The 14,552-nt window shown below is 68.7% G+C and carries 19 protein-coding genes; 18 read left to right on the top strand and 1 reads right to left on the bottom strand.

Translation table 11 applies throughout. The features are described from left to right. Position 1: 1 nt before the first annotated feature. From rpsS to rpsQ, 6 genes are read left to right on the top strand one after another with little or no spacing between them, the layout of a single operon-like run. A complete protein-coding gene (rpsS, locus tag ACX1D3_RS14460; RefSeq protein ID WP_458994513.1) occupies positions 2-283 on the top strand; it encodes a 30S ribosomal protein S19 in 282 nt (93 codons plus the stop codon). A gap of 27 nt (positions 284-310) precedes the next feature. Next, positions 311-712, top strand: a complete 402-nt coding sequence (gene rplV / locus ACX1D3_RS14455) for a 50S ribosomal protein L22 (RefSeq protein WP_458994512.1) — start codon at positions 311-313, stop codon at positions 710-712. 2 nt (positions 713-714) lie between these two features. Further along, positions 715-1,530 (top strand): 30S ribosomal protein S3, encoded by an 816-nt coding sequence (gene rpsC / locus ACX1D3_RS14450; protein WP_458994511.1) that lies wholly within the window; start codon positions 715-717, stop codon positions 1,528-1,530. Positions 1,531-1,532: 2 nt separating this feature from the next. Next, positions 1,533-1,952 carry a 50S ribosomal protein L16 gene (gene rplP / locus ACX1D3_RS14445; RefSeq protein WP_182782376.1) on the top strand — a complete coding sequence of 140 codons (420 nt, stop codon included), beginning with the start codon at positions 1,533-1,535 and terminating at the stop codon, positions 1,950-1,952. Beyond that, positions 1,952-2,185 (top strand): 50S ribosomal protein L29, encoded by a 234-nt coding sequence (rpmC, locus tag ACX1D3_RS14440; RefSeq protein ID WP_182782377.1) that lies wholly within the window; start codon positions 1,952-1,954, stop codon positions 2,183-2,185. The genes rplP and rpmC overlap by 1 nt, the downstream gene beginning before the upstream one ends. Positions 2,186-2,187: 2 nt before the next feature. Continuing rightward, entirely contained in the window at positions 2,188-2,463 is a 276-nt protein-coding gene (rpsQ, locus tag ACX1D3_RS14435) for a 30S ribosomal protein S17 (protein ID WP_458994510.1), read from the top strand. Between the two features lie 82 nt (positions 2,464-2,545). On the opposite strand, the gene ACX1D3_RS14430 is transcribed toward rpsQ, so the two are convergent. Further along, on the bottom strand, positions 2,546-4,378 hold the full coding sequence (locus ACX1D3_RS14430; RefSeq protein ID WP_458994509.1) for a hypothetical protein: 1,833 nt from the start codon (positions 4,376-4,378) through the stop codon (positions 2,546-2,548). Between the two features lie 329 nt (positions 4,379-4,707). Between ACX1D3_RS14430 and ACX1D3_RS14425 the strand changes: the two genes are divergently transcribed. The 12 genes from ACX1D3_RS14425 (at position 4,708) to rplO (ending at position 14,475) form a co-directional block, all read left to right on the top strand. Further along, the gene (locus ACX1D3_RS14425; RefSeq protein WP_458994508.1) at positions 4,708-6,123 is read left to right on the top strand and encodes a DEAD/DEAH box helicase; all 1,416 of its coding nucleotides are present in this window, start codon (positions 4,708-4,710) and stop codon (positions 6,121-6,123) included. Positions 6,124-6,268: 145 nt separating this feature from the next. Further along, positions 6,269-9,943: an ABC transporter ATP-binding protein/permease gene (locus ACX1D3_RS14420; RefSeq protein WP_458994507.1), complete on the top strand. Its 3,675-nt coding sequence runs from the start codon at positions 6,269-6,271 to the stop codon at positions 9,941-9,943. 273 nt (positions 9,944-10,216) lie between these two features. Then, a complete protein-coding gene (gene rplN, locus ACX1D3_RS14415) occupies positions 10,217-10,585 on the top strand; it encodes a 50S ribosomal protein L14 (RefSeq protein WP_068749476.1) in 369 nt (122 codons plus the stop codon). A 1-nt stretch (position 10,586) separates the two neighbouring features. Next, positions 10,587-10,958, top strand: a complete 372-nt coding sequence (rplX, locus tag ACX1D3_RS14410) for a 50S ribosomal protein L24 (protein ID WP_458994506.1) — start codon at positions 10,587-10,589, stop codon at positions 10,956-10,958. Next, positions 10,958-11,587: a 50S ribosomal protein L5 gene (gene rplE, locus ACX1D3_RS14405; protein ID WP_458994505.1), complete on the top strand. Its 630-nt coding sequence runs from the start codon at positions 10,958-10,960 to the stop codon at positions 11,585-11,587. Before rplX ends, rplE begins: the two co-directional genes overlap by 1 nt. 8 nt (positions 11,588-11,595) lie before the next feature. Next, positions 11,596-11,781 (top strand): type Z 30S ribosomal protein S14, encoded by a 186-nt coding sequence (locus tag ACX1D3_RS14400; protein ID WP_182782385.1) that lies wholly within the window; start codon positions 11,596-11,598, stop codon positions 11,779-11,781. Between the two features lie 82 nt (positions 11,782-11,863). Next, a complete protein-coding gene (gene rpsH, locus ACX1D3_RS14395) occupies positions 11,864-12,268 on the top strand; it encodes a 30S ribosomal protein S8 (protein WP_458994504.1) in 405 nt (134 codons plus the stop codon). A gap of 27 nt (positions 12,269-12,295) precedes the next feature. Beyond that, positions 12,296-12,838, top strand: coding sequence for a 50S ribosomal protein L6 (gene rplF / locus ACX1D3_RS14390; protein WP_458994503.1), 543 nt, complete (start codon positions 12,296-12,298; stop codon positions 12,836-12,838). Next, complete coding sequence (rplR, locus tag ACX1D3_RS14385) at positions 12,838-13,221, top strand: 50S ribosomal protein L18 (protein ID WP_458994502.1); 384 nt, start codon at positions 12,838-12,840, stop codon at positions 13,219-13,221. Before rplF ends, rplR begins: the two co-directional genes overlap by 1 nt. Positions 13,222-13,245: 24 nt before the next feature. Next, complete coding sequence (gene rpsE, locus ACX1D3_RS14380) at positions 13,246-13,851, top strand: 30S ribosomal protein S5 (RefSeq protein ID WP_458994501.1); 606 nt, start codon at positions 13,246-13,248, stop codon at positions 13,849-13,851. After that, positions 13,851-14,033, top strand: coding sequence for a 50S ribosomal protein L30 (gene rpmD, locus ACX1D3_RS14375; RefSeq protein ID WP_458994500.1), 183 nt, complete (start codon positions 13,851-13,853; stop codon positions 14,031-14,033). The genes rpsE and rpmD overlap by 1 nt, the downstream gene beginning before the upstream one ends. 1 nt (position 14,034) lies before the next feature. After that, positions 14,035-14,475 (top strand): 50S ribosomal protein L15, encoded by a 441-nt coding sequence (gene rplO / locus ACX1D3_RS14370; RefSeq protein ID WP_458994499.1) that lies wholly within the window; start codon positions 14,035-14,037, stop codon positions 14,473-14,475. Positions 14,476-14,552 lie beyond the last annotated feature (77 nt).

The following is a 14,552-nucleotide window of genomic DNA, read 5'->3' as shown; positions in this document are numbered from 1 at the left end:
TATGCCACGCAGCCTGAAGAAGGGCCCCTTCGTCGACGACCACCTGCAGAAGAAGGTGGACGTGCAGAACGAGAAGGGCACCAAGACCGTGATCAAGACCTGGTCGCGCCGTTCGATGATCATCCCCGACATGCTGGGTCACACCATCGCCGTGCACGACGGGCGCAAGCACATCCCGGTGTTCGTCACCGAGTCGATGATCGGTCACAAGTTGGGCGAGTTCGCTCCCACGCGCACCTTCAAGGGGCACGTGAAGGACGACAAGAAGGCCCGTCGCCGCTAAGGCGCGAGAAAAGGAACTGATTCAACTATGAGCAACGAGAACGGCAACAGCCGTCGTCGCGAGAACCTGCTCGGTGATCGTCCTGGCTCGTACGCCATTGCGCGCCACGTCCGGATGAGCCCCACGAAGGTCCGCCGCGTCGTCGACCTGGTCCGCGGCATGGACGTCAAGGACGCCCTGGTCGCACTGAAGTTCGCTCCGCAGGCCGCCTCTGAACCGGTCTTCAAGGTCGTGGCCTCGGCCGTGGCCAACGCGGAGAGCGCTGAGGCACTGCGGTCCGACGACCTCTACATCTCCAAGGCGTTCGTCGACGAGGGCGTGACGCTGCGTCGAATCCGCCCGCGTGCGAAGGGTTCGGCCAGCCGCATCCTCAAGCGCGGTGCGCACATCACCGTGGTCGTCGAACCCCGCGAGACGAAGGGAGCCTGATTATGGGCCAAAAGATCAACCCGATTGGCTTCCGCCTCGGCATCACCACCGACCACAACTCGCGTTGGTACAGCGACAAGCAGTACTCCGAGTTCGTCGGCGAGGACGTCAAGATCCGGGAGTACCTCACCAAGACCCTCGAGCGCGCCGGCATCTCGTCGATCGAAATCGAGCGCCGCTCGGAACGGGTCACCATCTTCCTGCACGCCGCCCGCCCGGGCATCGTCATCGGCCGTAACGGTGCCGAGGCCGAGCGCGTCCGCGCTGAGCTGGAGAAGCTCACCGGCAAGCAGGTGCAGCTGAACATCCTCGAGGTCAAGAACCCCGAGATCGATGCGCAGCTGGTGGCCCAGGGTGTCGCCGAGCAGCTCGGTGCCCGTGTCGCCTTCCGTCGCGCCATGCGCAAGGCCCAGCAGACCGCCATGCGTGCGGGCGCCAAGGGCATCCGCATCAAGTGCTCCGGCCGTCTCGGCGGCGCCGAGATGTCGCGCTCCGAGGGTTACCGCGACGGCCAGGTGCCGCTGCACACCCTCCGCGCCGACATCGACTACGGCTTCTACGAGGCCCGCACCACGTTCGGCCGCATCGGCGTGAAGGTGTGGATCTACAAGGGCGACGTCACCGGCACCCGCGCCGAGCGCGCGGCCCAGAAGGCCGCCCGCAACGCCGCCCCCGGTGGCCGTCAGCAGCGTCCGGGCCGTCGTCCGGCACGCGGCGAGGCTCGTGGGGATCGTCCCGAGCGTGGCGGTCGCCGTCGCGCCGACGCAGCCCAGGGCGACGCGCCCGCTGCGGCAGCAACTGAGAACGCAGGAGCCTGATCATGCTGATTCCTCGTCGAGTCAAGTTCCGTAAGCAGCACCACCCCACGCGTGACGGTGCGGCCAAGGGCGGCACCAAGCTCGCCTTCGGTGAGTACGGGATTCAGGCGCTCGAGTCGTCCTACCTGACCAACCGTCAGATCGAGGCCGCTCGTATCGCCATGACCCGCCACATCAAGCGTGGCGGCAAGGTCTGGATCAACGTGTACCCGGACCGCCCCCTGACCAAGAAGCCGGCCGAGACCCGCATGGGCTCCGGCAAGGGTTCCCCCGAGTGGTGGATCGCCAACATCAAGCCGGGCCGCGTGCTCTTCGAGCTCTCCGGAGTTCCTGAGGACGTCGCCCGCGAGGCCATGCGCCTGGCCATCCACAAGCTGCCCTTCAAGGCACGCTTCATCAAGCGCGAAGCAGGTGACATCTGATGAGTAATTCTCTCGCCGCACACGACCTGCGTGGTCTGTCGCGTGATCAGCTCAACGCCAAGGTCGTTGAGCTGAAGGAGGAGCTGTTCGGCCTCCGGTTCCAGGCTGCCACCGGCCAGCTGGAGTCGAGCAGCCGGATGCGCAACGTCCGCAAGGACATCGCACGCATCTACACCGTGCTGCAGGAGCGCAACCTCGGCATCGTCGACGAGCCGGTTGTTGAGGAGAAGTGAACATGAGTGAAGAGACCACCACTGAGCAGCGCGGCGCCCGCAAGGTGCTGCAGGGCATCGTCGTGTCGGACAAGATGGACAAGACGATCGTCGTCCTCGTCGAGGATCGGGTGAAGCACCCGCTCTACGGCAAGGTCATGACCAAGTCGTCGCGCCTGAAGGCGCACGACGAGGAGAACTCGGCCGGCATCGGCGACCGCGTTCGCGTCATGGAGACCCGTCCGCTGTCGGCGCAGAAGCGCTGGCGCCTGGTCGAGATCGTCGAGCGCGCCAAGTAGGCTCGCACCCGCACATCAGCACCGCGGCCCGTCCCTTCCGAGGGGACGGGCCGCGGTGCTGTGTGTGCTCGTCCGGTTGAGTTCAGTCCCCGGTGGAGGGAAGGCCCGGGCGTGCGTGGACGGGTGGGACCGTCACGATCACCGCGGGCGGGGGAGTGGGCCGCGGCTCAGGGGCGGGGGTCGCGCTCGGCCTCGCGGTGGGCTCAGGGCTCGGCACAGGGGCCTCGCCGATGAGGACGCTCTGGGCGGGATGCCCGACCGCATGCTCCACGACGATGGGCTCCCTGCTGTCGTGCGTGAGGGTGACCCTGGCCTCCGCGGAGTAGCAGCCCGGCTCGCTCAACCGTGCCGAGGCGAGCCCCGCGAGGTGAAGGCCGCCGGGACCTGGGGGAAGATCGAGATCCTCGTATCGCGCCACCACCGGCGCGCCGGCCCAGTCGACGCCCTCACAGGTGGGATCGGCGTCCGTCCCTCGGGGCGGCACCGGCCCGACGAGGCGCCCGGAGACGCGCACCCTCAGCTGGGACCCATCGGGCACGGCCAGGGCGGGCACGCCGGCCAGGCGGACCGTGTCCGAGGCCTCGACGCCGGAGACCGAGAGGCCATGGGGGGTCAACTCGGTGTCCACCTCAGGCGCGACCACCAGGCTCGTCTCGGGGAGCTGGGGCCAGGCGGGGGGCGCGGGAGGGGTGACGAACTCGGCCGGCTCCAAGGCCTCGACCCAGGTGTAGTAGCCCGCGCCCGGGAACGTGAGCTCCCCGCTGTGGACCTCGGCGCCGCCGTCGTCGTCGTAGCGGCCGCCGAACGGGGCGGTGCCGACGCGGGGGGCGTCGCCCGGGTCGGCGGCGGCGAGCTCGTCGAGTGAGGCGAACGGCCCGAAGAGCGTGGTCGAGCCCGCGAACTGCGCGCCGGGCCGACCGCCCGACACGGTCACGATGTCGATGGCCGGTTCTCCCGCCACGGCCACCACGTCGCGGGTCTTCGTGGTGACCCTGGGCATGAAGCGGGGCTCGAGGGTCGCCGTTGCCGCCGCCGAGACCGTCCGGGTGGCGGGGGCCGCCAGGAGGCGCTGCACCGTGCGCTCGGCCGGCACGAAGACGCGGGGGGCCGGGCCGGCCAGTCCGGCGAAGGAGACCTCGACTCCCCCCGCGCTGGGGTCGACCCCGGGGAGCTGGAGTGCCAGGTCGATGGCGACCACGTCGCTCCCGGTGCGGGCAGGAGCGGAGATTACTGTCATCGAGCCCGTGACCCGAACGGCGAGGGCGACTCCGGGGACGGCGTTGCCGGACCGCGACAGCACAGAGGCGAGCAGCCGCCCCGTGGGGTCCTCGAGGGTGGGGCGCCTGTCCCACTCCAGCCTGGCGGTATACGGTCCGGCGAAGAGCGCCGCCCCTCGGGTCAGAGTGTCGAACTCCGCCCGGGCCGACGGATGCGCGGCCACGACCGCTGCCCAGCGGGTGTCCTCGCGTGCAGTCTGCTCGGCTCCGCTGACGGTCCGGACGCGGACGAAGTGCTCGACGGCCGAACCGGTGTCGGGGGAGGGCGCCTGGCCGGTGTGCGTGAGCACCCAGGCGAGGTCTGCCAGCTCGTCCGCGGTGGTGGCGACGCTGCCGTTGCCATGGGGCAGCACCGATCCGCCGGCCGGTCCCGCCTGCTTGATGAGTGGAGACCGGACGGCGGCCTCGGTCCACGCCGTCGCCCGGCGCGGGGGAGCGGACATCAGGTCGGCGCAGTAGGCGGTCGTGGGTCCCATCCGGTAGGCGCCGTACCAGTCCCGGCCGGTGCGCGGCATCGTCACGGTGTGGCCGGAGCCCTCTCGTGGCCCGTCCTGCGGGCCGGCGAGGGCGAGGTCCGGCCGGATGAGCGTCATGAGCAGCAGGGAGATGAGGAGGACGGGGGCGAGGTACCGGCGCATGTCGTGGGCTTCCTGGGAGTCTGGGGATGTCGGCCCCACTGTGGTCACCGGCCGACGCGATTTCCCGTGCGGCAGGCAACCTGTGGACAACCACCCAAGGCGTTACAGATGCCGTCCTGATAAGGGACGATGCTGGCACACCCCCCGTGAGACCGGTGCTCGCCGCCGGCGCGATGCGGGCATCGCGCCGAGCCTGGGGTAGACTGCTCCCCAGCACTCGGATCGTTCTGCTTCGAGTCCCCGAGCTTCATTTTCCTGATGCCATCGCGCTGCGGACCTTTCCGCGCCGGGCAGAACCGCTGCATCGCCCCCACATGGGAGTACCTTTCATGACCACCCTGTCCTTCGGCGCGCTCGGCGTGCCCTCCTCTCTCAGCGCAGTCCTCGAGGGCCGCGACATCACCACCCCCACGCCGATCCAGGCCGCGACCCTGCCGGATTCGCTCAGCGGCCGCGACGTCCTCGGCCGCGGACGCACCGGCTCCGGCAAGACCTACGCGTTCCTGCTGCCCCTGGTGGCACGCCTCGCCGCGTCGTCGACCCGTCGCGCGCCCAAGCGTCCCCGGGCCATGATCCTGGCGCCCACCCGCGAGCTCGCGATCCAGATCGACGAGGCCCTCGCGCCGCTCGCCCTGACCGCCGGCCTCACCTCGCGCACCATCTTCGGCGGCGTGAACCAGAAGCCGCAGGCGGCGGCGCTCACCAGGGGCGTCGACGTCATCGTGGCCTGCCCCGGTCGACTCGAGGACCTGATCAAGCAGGGCGTCGCCTCGCTCGGCGGCGTCGAGATCACCATCATCGACGAGGCCGACCACATGGCCGATCTCGGGTTCCTCCCGTCGGTCCGGCGCCTGCTCTCGCAGACCCCCAAGACCGGTCAGCGGATGCTCTTCTCCGCCACGCTGGACAAGGCGGTGGGCACGCTGGTGGACCAGTTCATGCACGACCCTGTCGTCCACGAGGCGGACTCCGCTGAGTCGCCGGTCGCGACGATGACCCACCATGTCCTGCACGTGGCGGACGCCCAGCACCTCCCCGTGCTGATCGACCTCGCGGCCGCCCCGGGACGTTCGGTGGTGTTCACGCGCACCAAGCACCGCGCCAAGAAGATCGCCCGGCAGCTCAACGCGGCGGGGATCCCCGCCGTCGAGCTGCAGGGCAACATGAGCCAGAACGCGCGCGAACGCTCGATGGCGGCCTTCCACGCGGGCACCGCGCAGACCCTGGTGGCCACAGACGTCGCCGCCCGCGGCATCCACGTCGACGACGTGGGCCTCGTCATCCATGCGGACCCGCCGGTCGAGCACAAGGCCTATACGCACCGCTCGGGCCGCACCGCCCGCGCCGGTGCGGAGGGCACCGTCGTCACCCTCATGCTCGACGAGCAGCGCTCCGACGTCCGCGCCCTCACCCGCAAGGCAGGCGTGAACCCCACGGTCACCCGCGCCGATGAGCGGCACCCGGTGCTTCAGGAGATCGCGCCCGGCGAGCGGGCGTTCCCCGGGGGCATCCTGAAGCCGGAGGTCCCGCAGCAGCAGGGCGGCGGGGGGCGTCGCGGTGGGGCGGCTCCGCGCCCGCGCGCCGGCTCCGACCGCCCCCAGGCGGGTCGCGGCCAGCGCCCCCAGGGCCAGCGCGGCGAGCGTCCCGCCGAGGGCCGGTCCCGACGCCCCGCGGCGGCGGCCACCGCCTCGTCGGGTGGAGTCGCCCGGTTCTCGGCCGAGAGCGGTCGTCGCCGGAGCCGATAGTCCTCGGTTGCCACAAGGCGCCCGGTCCACCTCACATGGGCCGGGCGCTTCGCATTCCCCGAAAGCCGGCTCTGGTTCGTCGGATGCAGTGACGTATCCTGGAAGGCTCACGGCCCACCCCGCGGCATCTTGTCACCGAGGACCCATGCTCCAGCTTGAGAACGTCCGCAAGTCGTACACCACAGGCGACTTCACCCAGGTCGCCCTGGACGACGTCTCCATCGCCTTCCGCGACAACGAGTTCGTCGCGATCCTCGGCCCCTCCGGCTCCGGCAAGACCACGCTGCTCAACGTCGTCGGTGGCCTCGACCACTACGACTCGGGCAACCTCGCCATCGACGGCATCCCCACCGACGAGTACAGCGACCGCGACTGGGACACCTACCGCAACAACCGCATCGGGTTCGTCTTCCAGGCCTACAACCTCATCCCGCACCAGAGCGTCCTCTCCAACGTCGAGCTGGCCCTGACGCTGGCGGGCGTCGCGCCGTCGGAGAGGAGGCGGCGCGCCATGGCCGCGCTGTCGGAGGTGGGGCTGGAAGACCACGTGCACAAGCGCCCCAACCAGCTCTCCGGCGGCCAGATGCAGCGCGTGGCCATCGCCCGCGCGCTCATCAACGACCCGGAGATCCTGCTCGCCGACGAGCCCACCGGCGCCCTCGACTCGGCCACCAGCGTGCAGATCATGGCCCTTCTGACGGCCATCGCCCGCGACCGCCTGGTCATCATGGTGACCCACAACCCAGACCTGGCCGAGGAGCACGCCACCCGCATCGTCCAGCTCCGCGACGGCGTCGTCTTCTCCGACACCGACCCCTTCGAGCCCGGGCAGCAGGAGGAGGGTGCACGCCCGGCGCGGCGCACGGCCATGAGCTTCCTCACCGCCATTGCGTTGTCGTTCAACAACCTGATGACGAAGAAGGGCCGCACCCTCATGACGTCGTTCGCGGGGAGCATCGGCATCATCGGCATCGCCGCGATCCTCGCGCTCGCCAACGGTGTCGGCCTCTACATCAAGGGCGTCGAGGAGGACACCCTCTCGATGTACCCGCTGTCCATCGAGCGGCAGGGCTTCGACCTCACCTCCCTGCTGACGGGGTCGGCGGGCAACGACGACGACGCCCCGGCGCCCGCCGAGGGCGAGGTCGAGGAGGCTCAGCGGGTCTCGCGGATGCTCAGCGGGGTGGGCACCAACGACCTCGCCTCCTTCAAGCGCTACCTCGACGACGGCGACAGCGGCATCGACGCCTATGTCAACTCCATCGAGTACAGCTACGACGTCACCCCACGGATCTACTCGGAGGCCGGCGGGACGCCTCGCCAGGTCAACCCGGACACCACCTTCAACTCCGTCGGGCTCGACCCCACCTCGACCGTGAACTCACTCCTCGGCCCCGGCGGGGGGTCAGGGGTGTTCAGCGAACTGGTCGAGGACCTGTCGCTGGTGAAGACCCATTACGACGTGGTCGCGGGACGTTGGCCCGACGACGCCCTCGAGACCGTCGTGGTGCTGAGCCCCAGCGGCAGGGTCAGCGACCTCACGCTCTACGCCATGGGGTTGCGGGACCCGGCCGAGCTCGACGCGATGGTCACCCAGCTCGCGAACGAGGAGCCCATCACCGGGCCCGGTGCGCCGATCACCGTCACCTACGACGACCTCCTGGCCGCGACGTTCAGGCTCGTCAATGTGGCGGACCTCTACAGCTACGACGCCGAGTTCGGCCTGTGGACCGACCGCAGCTCCGACGAGCGACACGTGGCGAACGTCGTCGACGCGGGCGAGACGCTGGAGGTGGTCGGCGTCGTCCGGGCGGTCGAGGACAGCACGATCCTTCAGTCCGGCATCTACTACACCCCCGCCCTGACCAGGCACGTCATCGAGCAGGCGGCCACTACCGAGATCGTCGCCGACCAGCTCGCCCGCAGCGACATCAACGTACTCACCGGCCGCAGTTTCGCCGACGACCAGGCGGCTGCGGAGGAGATGGACCTCTCTCAGCTCATCAGCGTCGACCAGGAGGCGATCACCCGGGCCTTCACCTTCGACGCCGACGCCCTCGAGATCGACACCTCCGCGCTGGAGAACCTCAGCCTGCCGGAGTTCAGCTTCGACCCGTCGACGCTGCCGGGGCTTGACCTGGCCTCGTTGCTGGGGGAGCTCGACCTCGCCTCCGTCGTGTCCGCGCCCGACATGGGTGCCGAGACCGGTCAGGTGGTGAGCTGGACCACCACGCTGGCCACGTCCTTCGCGGTGTTCGTCGCGGAGAATCAGCTCGATGCTGCCGACACGGAGGCCAACTTCCGGCTCTTCCTGGAGTCCCCGGCCGGGCGGGACCTGCTCGTCGGCACCGTGCCGCAACCCGAACCCCTTGACGCAGAGACACTCGCGACCCTGCTGGAGGCGCTTCTCGGCTTCACCGCGACCCCCACCCCGGCGCCGGCCGAGGCCTCCGACCAGCCTGCCCCCGCGCCGAGCGCGACGTCTCCCAGCGCTCAGGCGAGGGTCGAGGCGTTCCTGAGTTCGGAGCGAGGCCAGGCGGCCCTGGCTGCCACCGGCGGGCTCGTCGACGCGGCGGGGCTGCTCGCCGCCGCGGAGGCCTATGACGCCTTCGCAGGGCAGGCCGAGCCGGCCGTCGACCAGCCCGAGGGTGAGGAGCCCGATGTCGCGGCGCTGGTGCGGACATTCCTGGCCTCGCCGCAGGGGCTGGAACTGCTGGCGGGCCTGGGGGTGGCGCCGGGCGGGCAGGCGCCCGCTGCTCAGGCGCCGGGGGAGGAGGCCGGGTTGCTGACGCAGATGGTGCGCGGATACCTCGCCTACACCGTCGCCAACGACCTGCCTGTCGACGACGTGGAGTCCAATCTTGACGGATTCCTCGCCTCGCCCCAGGGCGCGGACCTCATCGCCGCGGCCAGCGGCCTGATCGACACCGACGTCCTCACCGCGCAGCTGGAGGGAGCCATGGGCTCCTACGTCGAGGGCGTGATGGGCGCGGTCATGGGAACCGTGTCCACGCAGTTGGCCGACGCGCTCGGCTCCCAGATCTCGGCCGCCATCGAGGGCTCCATGGGCCGGCTCAGCGAAAACATGGCCGACGCCATGGGCATCGACGAGACGGCCTTCGCCGAGGCGTTCCAGCTCAACCGCAACCAGGACGAGCTGACGCAGCTGCTGATGGCGATGACCGCACGGCAGCTGAGCTCCTTCGAGGGCAACCTGCGCACGCTCGGCTACGCTGACCTCGCCGATCCGTCCACCATCCAGATCTTCCCCAAGGACTTCGAGTCCAAGGAGCGGGTGCTGGACATCCTGGACGCCTACAACGCCAGCGCCAGGGCGGTCGGCGACGAGGACCGGGTCATCACCTTCACCGACATCGTCGGGGCGCTCATGGGCTCCGTCACCGACATCATCAACACCATCAGCTACGTGTTGGTGGCCTTCGTGGCGATCTCGCTGGTGGTCAGCTCCATCATGATCGGCGTCATCACCTACATCTCGGTGCTGGAGCGCAAGAAGGAGATCGGCATCCTGCGTTCCATCGGGGCGAGCAAGCGGGACATCAGGCGCGTGTTCAACGCCGAGACCCTCATCGTCGGATTCGTGGCGGGCGTGCTGGGCGTGGCGGTCACGTTCCTGCTGACCATCCCCGCCAACGCCATCGTGGAGGCGAACTTCGACGTGCCGAACGTGGCGCAGCTGCCGTGGCAGGCGGCCGTCATCCTCGTGCTGGTCAGCATGGGGCTGACGGCGCTGGCCGGCCTGATCCCGGCGTCGGCCGCCTCGCGCAGGGACCCCGTCGAGGCGCTGCGCAGCGAGTGACCGCCAGGCCCCGCCGGCCGGGCTCCCCGGGCGCCCCCTCTGCTCCGCGGAACCGGGTCGAGGGCGCCGTCGGGGCCGATTTCGTCCTTGAGGCGGCGCGGGCTAGACTGTGCCAGTTGCCTTGGGTCTGTGCCCTTTCGAGGGGACCTTTCCCGGGTTCGCACATGGCTCCCTCTCTCTCGAGTTGGGGGTGCCTCCTGGCAAAATCCAGGGGGTTTCGTTTCTAGTTCCGCCAGGCCTCATGCATGGGAACCGGTGGAGCAAGGAGAAGTAATGATCCAGCAGGAGTCGCGACTGAAGGTCGCCGACAACACTGGTGCCAAGGAGATCTTGTGCATCCGTGTGCTCGGTGGCTCGAAGCGCCGCTACGCCTACCTCGGCGACACCATCGTCGCCACCGTCAAGGACGCGATCCCTGGCGGTAACGTCAAGAAGGGCGACGTGGTCAAGGCCGTCGTCGTCCGTACCGTCAAGGAGCGTCGCCGCGCCGACGGCTCCTACATCAAGTTCGACGAGAACGCCGCCGTCATCCTGAAGAACGACGGGGAGCCCCGCGGCACCCGCATCTTCGGCCCGGTGGCCCGTGAGCTGCGTGAGAAGAAGTTCATGCGCATCGTCTCGCTCGCACCGGAGGTGATCTGACATGGCATCGCTCCACGTCAAGAAGGGTGACCGCGTCAAGGTCATTTCGGGCAAGGACAAGGGCGTCATCGCCGAAGTCATCGCCGTGGACCCGGCGGCCGAGCGCGTCACCGTGCAGGGCGTCAACCTGGTGAAGAAGCACCGTCGCGAGTCGCAGACCGCGGCCGGCCGCAAGGTCGAGGGTGGCATCATCACCGTCGAGGCTCCCATCCACGTGTCCAACGTTCAGCTCGTGGTCAAGGTGGACGGCAAGGAGGTCGTCACGCGCGTGGGTTACAAGCGCGTCGACGTCACCAAGCGCCGCCCCGACGGCACCGAGTACACCGCCCAGCGCTCCGTGCGGGTCGCCCGCAAGACCGGTGAGGAGATCTGATGACCGCCACCGCAGCCCCCGCCGCGATGCCGCGCCTGAAGGCCAAGTACCGCGAGACCATCGTTCCCGCCCTGCAGGACGAGTTCAGCTACGCCAACGTCATGCAGATCCCCGGTCTGGTCAAGATCGTGGTCAACATGGGCGTGGGTGAGGCCGCGCGCGACTCGAAGATCATCGAGGGCGCCATCAAGGACCTCACCGCCATCACCGGCCAGAAGCCGTCGGTGACGAAGGCCCGCAAGTCCATCGCCCAGTTCAAGCTGCGCGAGGGTCAGCCCATCGGCTGCCACGTCACGCTGCGTGGGGACCGGATGTGGGAGTTCGCCGACCGTCTTCTGACGCTCGCGCTCCCGCGCATCCGTGACTTCCGCGGCCTCAACGGCAGCCAGTTCGACGGCAACGGCAACTACACCTTCGGCCTCTCGGAGCAGGTCATGTTCCTGGAGATCGACCAGGACCGGATCGACCGCGTCCGCGGCATGGACATCACGTTCGTGACCTCCGCGGACAACGACGCCGAGGGTCGTGCGCTCCTCAAGCACCTCGGCTTCCCGTTCAAGGCCGTCGACGACGCCAAGAAGCAGAAGATCAAGCGCGGCCCCGCGTTCTACGCCAAGAAGAAGAAGTGAGCTGAGCCATGGCAAAGACAGCACTCAAGGTCAAGCAGGCCCGGAAGCCCAAGTTCGGTGTGCGCGCCTACACCCGCTGCCAGAAGTGCGGGAGGCCCCACTCGGTCTACCGCAAGTTCGGCCTCTGCCGCATCTGCCTGCGCGACATGGCGCACGCGGGCGAACTGCCCGGCGTTACCAAGTCGTCCTGGTGATCCCGGACCCACTCTTCCTTCTGAATTTCAAGTTGCGACAGGTCCCTGACGGGAAACCGGCGCGAGAAAGAGGCAACAAGTCATGACAATGACTGATCCAATTGCAGACATGCTGACGCGTGTGCGCAACGCCAACCAGGCGTTCCAGGATTCGACGTCCATGCCCTCGTCGAAGATCAAGGTGCGTATCGCCGAGATCCTCAAGACCAACGGCTACATCTCGGACTTCGAGCTGACCCAGGTCGAGGGCCAGGTGGGCGACGTGCTCAAGGTCACCCTCAAGTACGGCGAATCCCGTGAGCGCTCCATTGTGGGTCTCCGTCGAATCAGCAAGCCCGGGCTGCGCGTCTACGCGAAGTCCACCGAGTTGCCGAAGGTGCTGGGTGGTCTCGGTATCGCCATCATCTCGACCTCTCAGGGCCTGCTGACCGACCGCGACGCAAAAGCCAAGTCCGTGGGCGGCGAAGTACTCGCCTACGTCTGGTGACCGGGCGATAGGTAAGGAGAAACAGATATGTCACGTATTGGCAGGCTCCCCATCGCCATCCCGACCGGCGTCGATGTGAAGCTCGACGGCCGTCAGGTCGACGTCAAGGGCCCGAAGGGCTCGCTGACGCTCACCGTCGCGGAACCGATCACCATCGAGAAGCAGGAAGACGGCCAGCTCGCCGTCGCCCGTCCCAACGACGAGCGGCTCAGCCGGTCCCTTCATGGCCTCACCCGCACCCTGGTCAGCAACATGATCCAGGGCGTCACCGAGGGCTATGAGAAGAAGCTGGAGATCGTTGGTGTGGGTTACCGCGTGATCTTCAAGAGCCCGCAGCAGCTCGAGTTCGCGCTCGGCTTCTCGCACCCCGTGATCGTGAACGCCCCCGAGGGCATCACCTTCGCCGTCGAGGCCCCGACCCGGTTCAGTGTCCAGGGCATCGACAAGCAGCTTGTTGGCGAGACCGCGGCCAACATCCGCAAGCTCCGCAAGCCCGAGCCGTACAAGGGCAAGGGCGTCCGCTACGCGGGCGAGCACGTCCGCCGCAAGGCTGGAAAGGCTGGTAAGTGATGGCCATCTCGCTCAGCAACCGCAAGTCGCTGGCTCCCAAGACGGCGTCCCGCGCCCGACGGCAGCTGCGTGCGCGCAAGAAGATCAACGGCTCGGCCGAGCGTCCCCGTCTCGTCGTCACCCGGTCGTCGCGTCACCTGTTCGTTCAGGTCATCGACGACGTCCAGGGCCAGACGTTGGCGTCCGCGTCCACCATGGAGGCCGACGTGCGCGGCGCCGAGGCGGACAAGTCGGAGAAGGCGCGCAAGGTCGGCGCCCTGATCGCCGAGCGTGCCAAGGCAGCCGGCATCGAGCAGGTCGTCTTCGACCGTGCGGGCAACAAGTACCACGGGCGCATCGCGGCTCTCGCCGACGCGGCCCGCGAGGCCGGGCTCGGCTTCTAACGACGAAAGGAAAGGTTTTTCACGATGAGTGAGACCCAGCAGCGCCGCGGTGGCGGCGCGACCGGTGAGCGTCGTGGCCGTGACGATCGTCGTGGCCAGGCTCCCAAGGAAGAAAGCAAGTACCTCGAGCGGGTGGTGACCATCAACCGCGTCGCCAAGGTCGTCCAGGGTGGTCGTCGCTTCAGCTTCACCGCACTGGTGGTCGTCGGAGACGGCGAGGGCATGGTGGGCGTCGGATACGGCAAGGCGAAGGAGGTGCCGGCCGCCATCGCCAAGGGTGTGGAGGAGGCCAAGAAGCACTTCTTCCGCGTGCCGCTGATCCAGCGCACCATCCCGCACCCGGTGCAGGGCGAGAAGGCGGCCGGCGTGGTCATGCTGCGCCCGGCCTCCCCGGGTACCGGCGTCATCGCCGGCGGCTCGGCCCGCGCGGTCCTCGAGTGCGCCGGCGTGCACGACGTGCTCGCCAAGTCGCTCGGCTCCTCCAACGCCATCAACGTGGTGCATGCCACCGTCGAGGCGCTCCAGCAGCTCGAAGAGCCGGAGGCCGTGGCCAGGCGCCGCGGGCTGCCGGTCGAGGACGTCGCTCCGGCGGCACTCCTCCGCGCTGCCAAGGAAGAGGTGACCCACTGATGGCGGAGCTGAAGATCACCCAGGCAAAGTCTGGGGTGGGTGGAAAGCAGTACCAGCGTGACACGCTGCGTACGCTCGGTCTGGGCAAGATCGGCGCCTCGGTGGTCCGTGAGGACCGCCCCGAGGTGCTCGGCATGATCCGCACCGTCGCCCATCTCGTTACCGTGGAAGAGGTGAAGTGAGATGACGCTCAAGCTGCATCATCTGCGTCCCGCCCCCGGCGCCAAGACGGCTAAGACCCGTGTCGGCCGTGGTGAGGGATCGAAGGGCAAGACCGCCGGTCGCGGCACGAAGGGCACGGGGGCCCGCAAGAACGTCCCCCAGAACTTCGAGGGCGGCCAGATGCCGTTGCACATGCGCCTGCCGAAGCTCAAGGGCTTCAAGAACCCGTTCCGGGTGGAGTTCCAGGTGGTCAACGTCGGCCGTATCGCCGAGTTGTTCCCCGAGGGTGGCACCGTCGAGGTCGCAGACCTCGTCGAGGCCGGCGCCGTGCGCTCCGGCAACCTGGTCAAGGTGCTCGGCACCGGCGACGTGGCGGTGGCGCTCAACGTGTCCGCCCACGCGTTCTCCGGCTCCGCCAAGGCGAAGCTCGAGGCTGCCGGCGGCTCGGTGACCGAGCTCTGAGTTCGGTCCTCACACCAGCAACACCACCGACGGGGTGGGCCCGGAGTCACTCCGGGCCCACCCCGTCGGTCATTCCA

This window comes from Tessaracoccus yangjingae, assembly GCF_054483935.1.
The sequence above is the reverse complement of the archived record's forward strand: the minus strand, read 5'-3'. Positions and strand labels throughout refer to the sequence as shown.

Excerpts from the sequence above, each read along its gene's own strand:
- rpsE (WP_458994501.1), top strand. The coding sequence starts at position 13,246 with ATGAGTGAGACCCAGCAGCGCCGCGGTGGCGGCGCGACCGGTGAGCGT.
- rpmC (WP_182782377.1), top strand. The coding sequence starts at position 1,952 with ATGAGTAATTCTCTCGCCGCACACGACCTGCGTGGTCTGTCGCGTGAT.
- rplP (WP_182782376.1), top strand. The coding sequence starts at position 1,533 with ATGCTGATTCCTCGTCGAGTCAAGTTCCGTAAGCAGCACCACCCCACG.
- rplX (WP_458994506.1), top strand. The coding sequence starts at position 10,587 with ATGGCATCGCTCCACGTCAAGAAGGGTGACCGCGTCAAGGTCATTTCG.
- rpsS (WP_458994513.1), top strand. The coding sequence starts at position 2 with ATGCCACGCAGCCTGAAGAAGGGCCCCTTCGTCGACGACCACCTGCAG.
- rpsQ (WP_458994510.1), top strand. The coding sequence starts at position 2,188 with ATGAGTGAAGAGACCACCACTGAGCAGCGCGGCGCCCGCAAGGTGCTG.
- rplO (WP_458994499.1), top strand. The coding sequence starts at position 14,035 with ATGACGCTCAAGCTGCATCATCTGCGTCCCGCCCCCGGCGCCAAGACG.
- rplV (WP_458994512.1), top strand. The coding sequence starts at position 311 with ATGAGCAACGAGAACGGCAACAGCCGTCGTCGCGAGAACCTGCTCGGT.
- ACX1D3_RS14420 (WP_458994507.1), top strand. The coding sequence starts at position 6,269 with ATGCTCCAGCTTGAGAACGTCCGCAAGTCGTACACCACAGGCGACTTC.
- rpsH (WP_458994504.1), top strand. The coding sequence starts at position 11,864 with ATGACAATGACTGATCCAATTGCAGACATGCTGACGCGTGTGCGCAAC.
- ACX1D3_RS14400 (WP_182782385.1), top strand. The coding sequence starts at position 11,596 with ATGGCAAAGACAGCACTCAAGGTCAAGCAGGCCCGGAAGCCCAAGTTC.
- rplR (WP_458994502.1), top strand. The coding sequence starts at position 12,838 with ATGGCCATCTCGCTCAGCAACCGCAAGTCGCTGGCTCCCAAGACGGCG.
- rplN (WP_068749476.1), top strand. The coding sequence starts at position 10,217 with ATGATCCAGCAGGAGTCGCGACTGAAGGTCGCCGACAACACTGGTGCC.
- ACX1D3_RS14430 (WP_458994509.1), bottom strand. The coding sequence starts at position 4,378 with ATGCGCCGGTACCTCGCCCCCGTCCTCCTCATCTCCCTGCTGCTCATG.
- rplF (WP_458994503.1), top strand. The coding sequence starts at position 12,296 with ATGTCACGTATTGGCAGGCTCCCCATCGCCATCCCGACCGGCGTCGAT.
- rplE (WP_458994505.1), top strand. The coding sequence starts at position 10,958 with ATGACCGCCACCGCAGCCCCCGCCGCGATGCCGCGCCTGAAGGCCAAG.
- ACX1D3_RS14425 (WP_458994508.1), top strand. The coding sequence starts at position 4,708 with ATGACCACCCTGTCCTTCGGCGCGCTCGGCGTGCCCTCCTCTCTCAGC.
- rpsC (WP_458994511.1), top strand. The coding sequence starts at position 715 with ATGGGCCAAAAGATCAACCCGATTGGCTTCCGCCTCGGCATCACCACC.
- rpmD (WP_458994500.1), top strand. The coding sequence starts at position 13,851 with ATGGCGGAGCTGAAGATCACCCAGGCAAAGTCTGGGGTGGGTGGAAAG.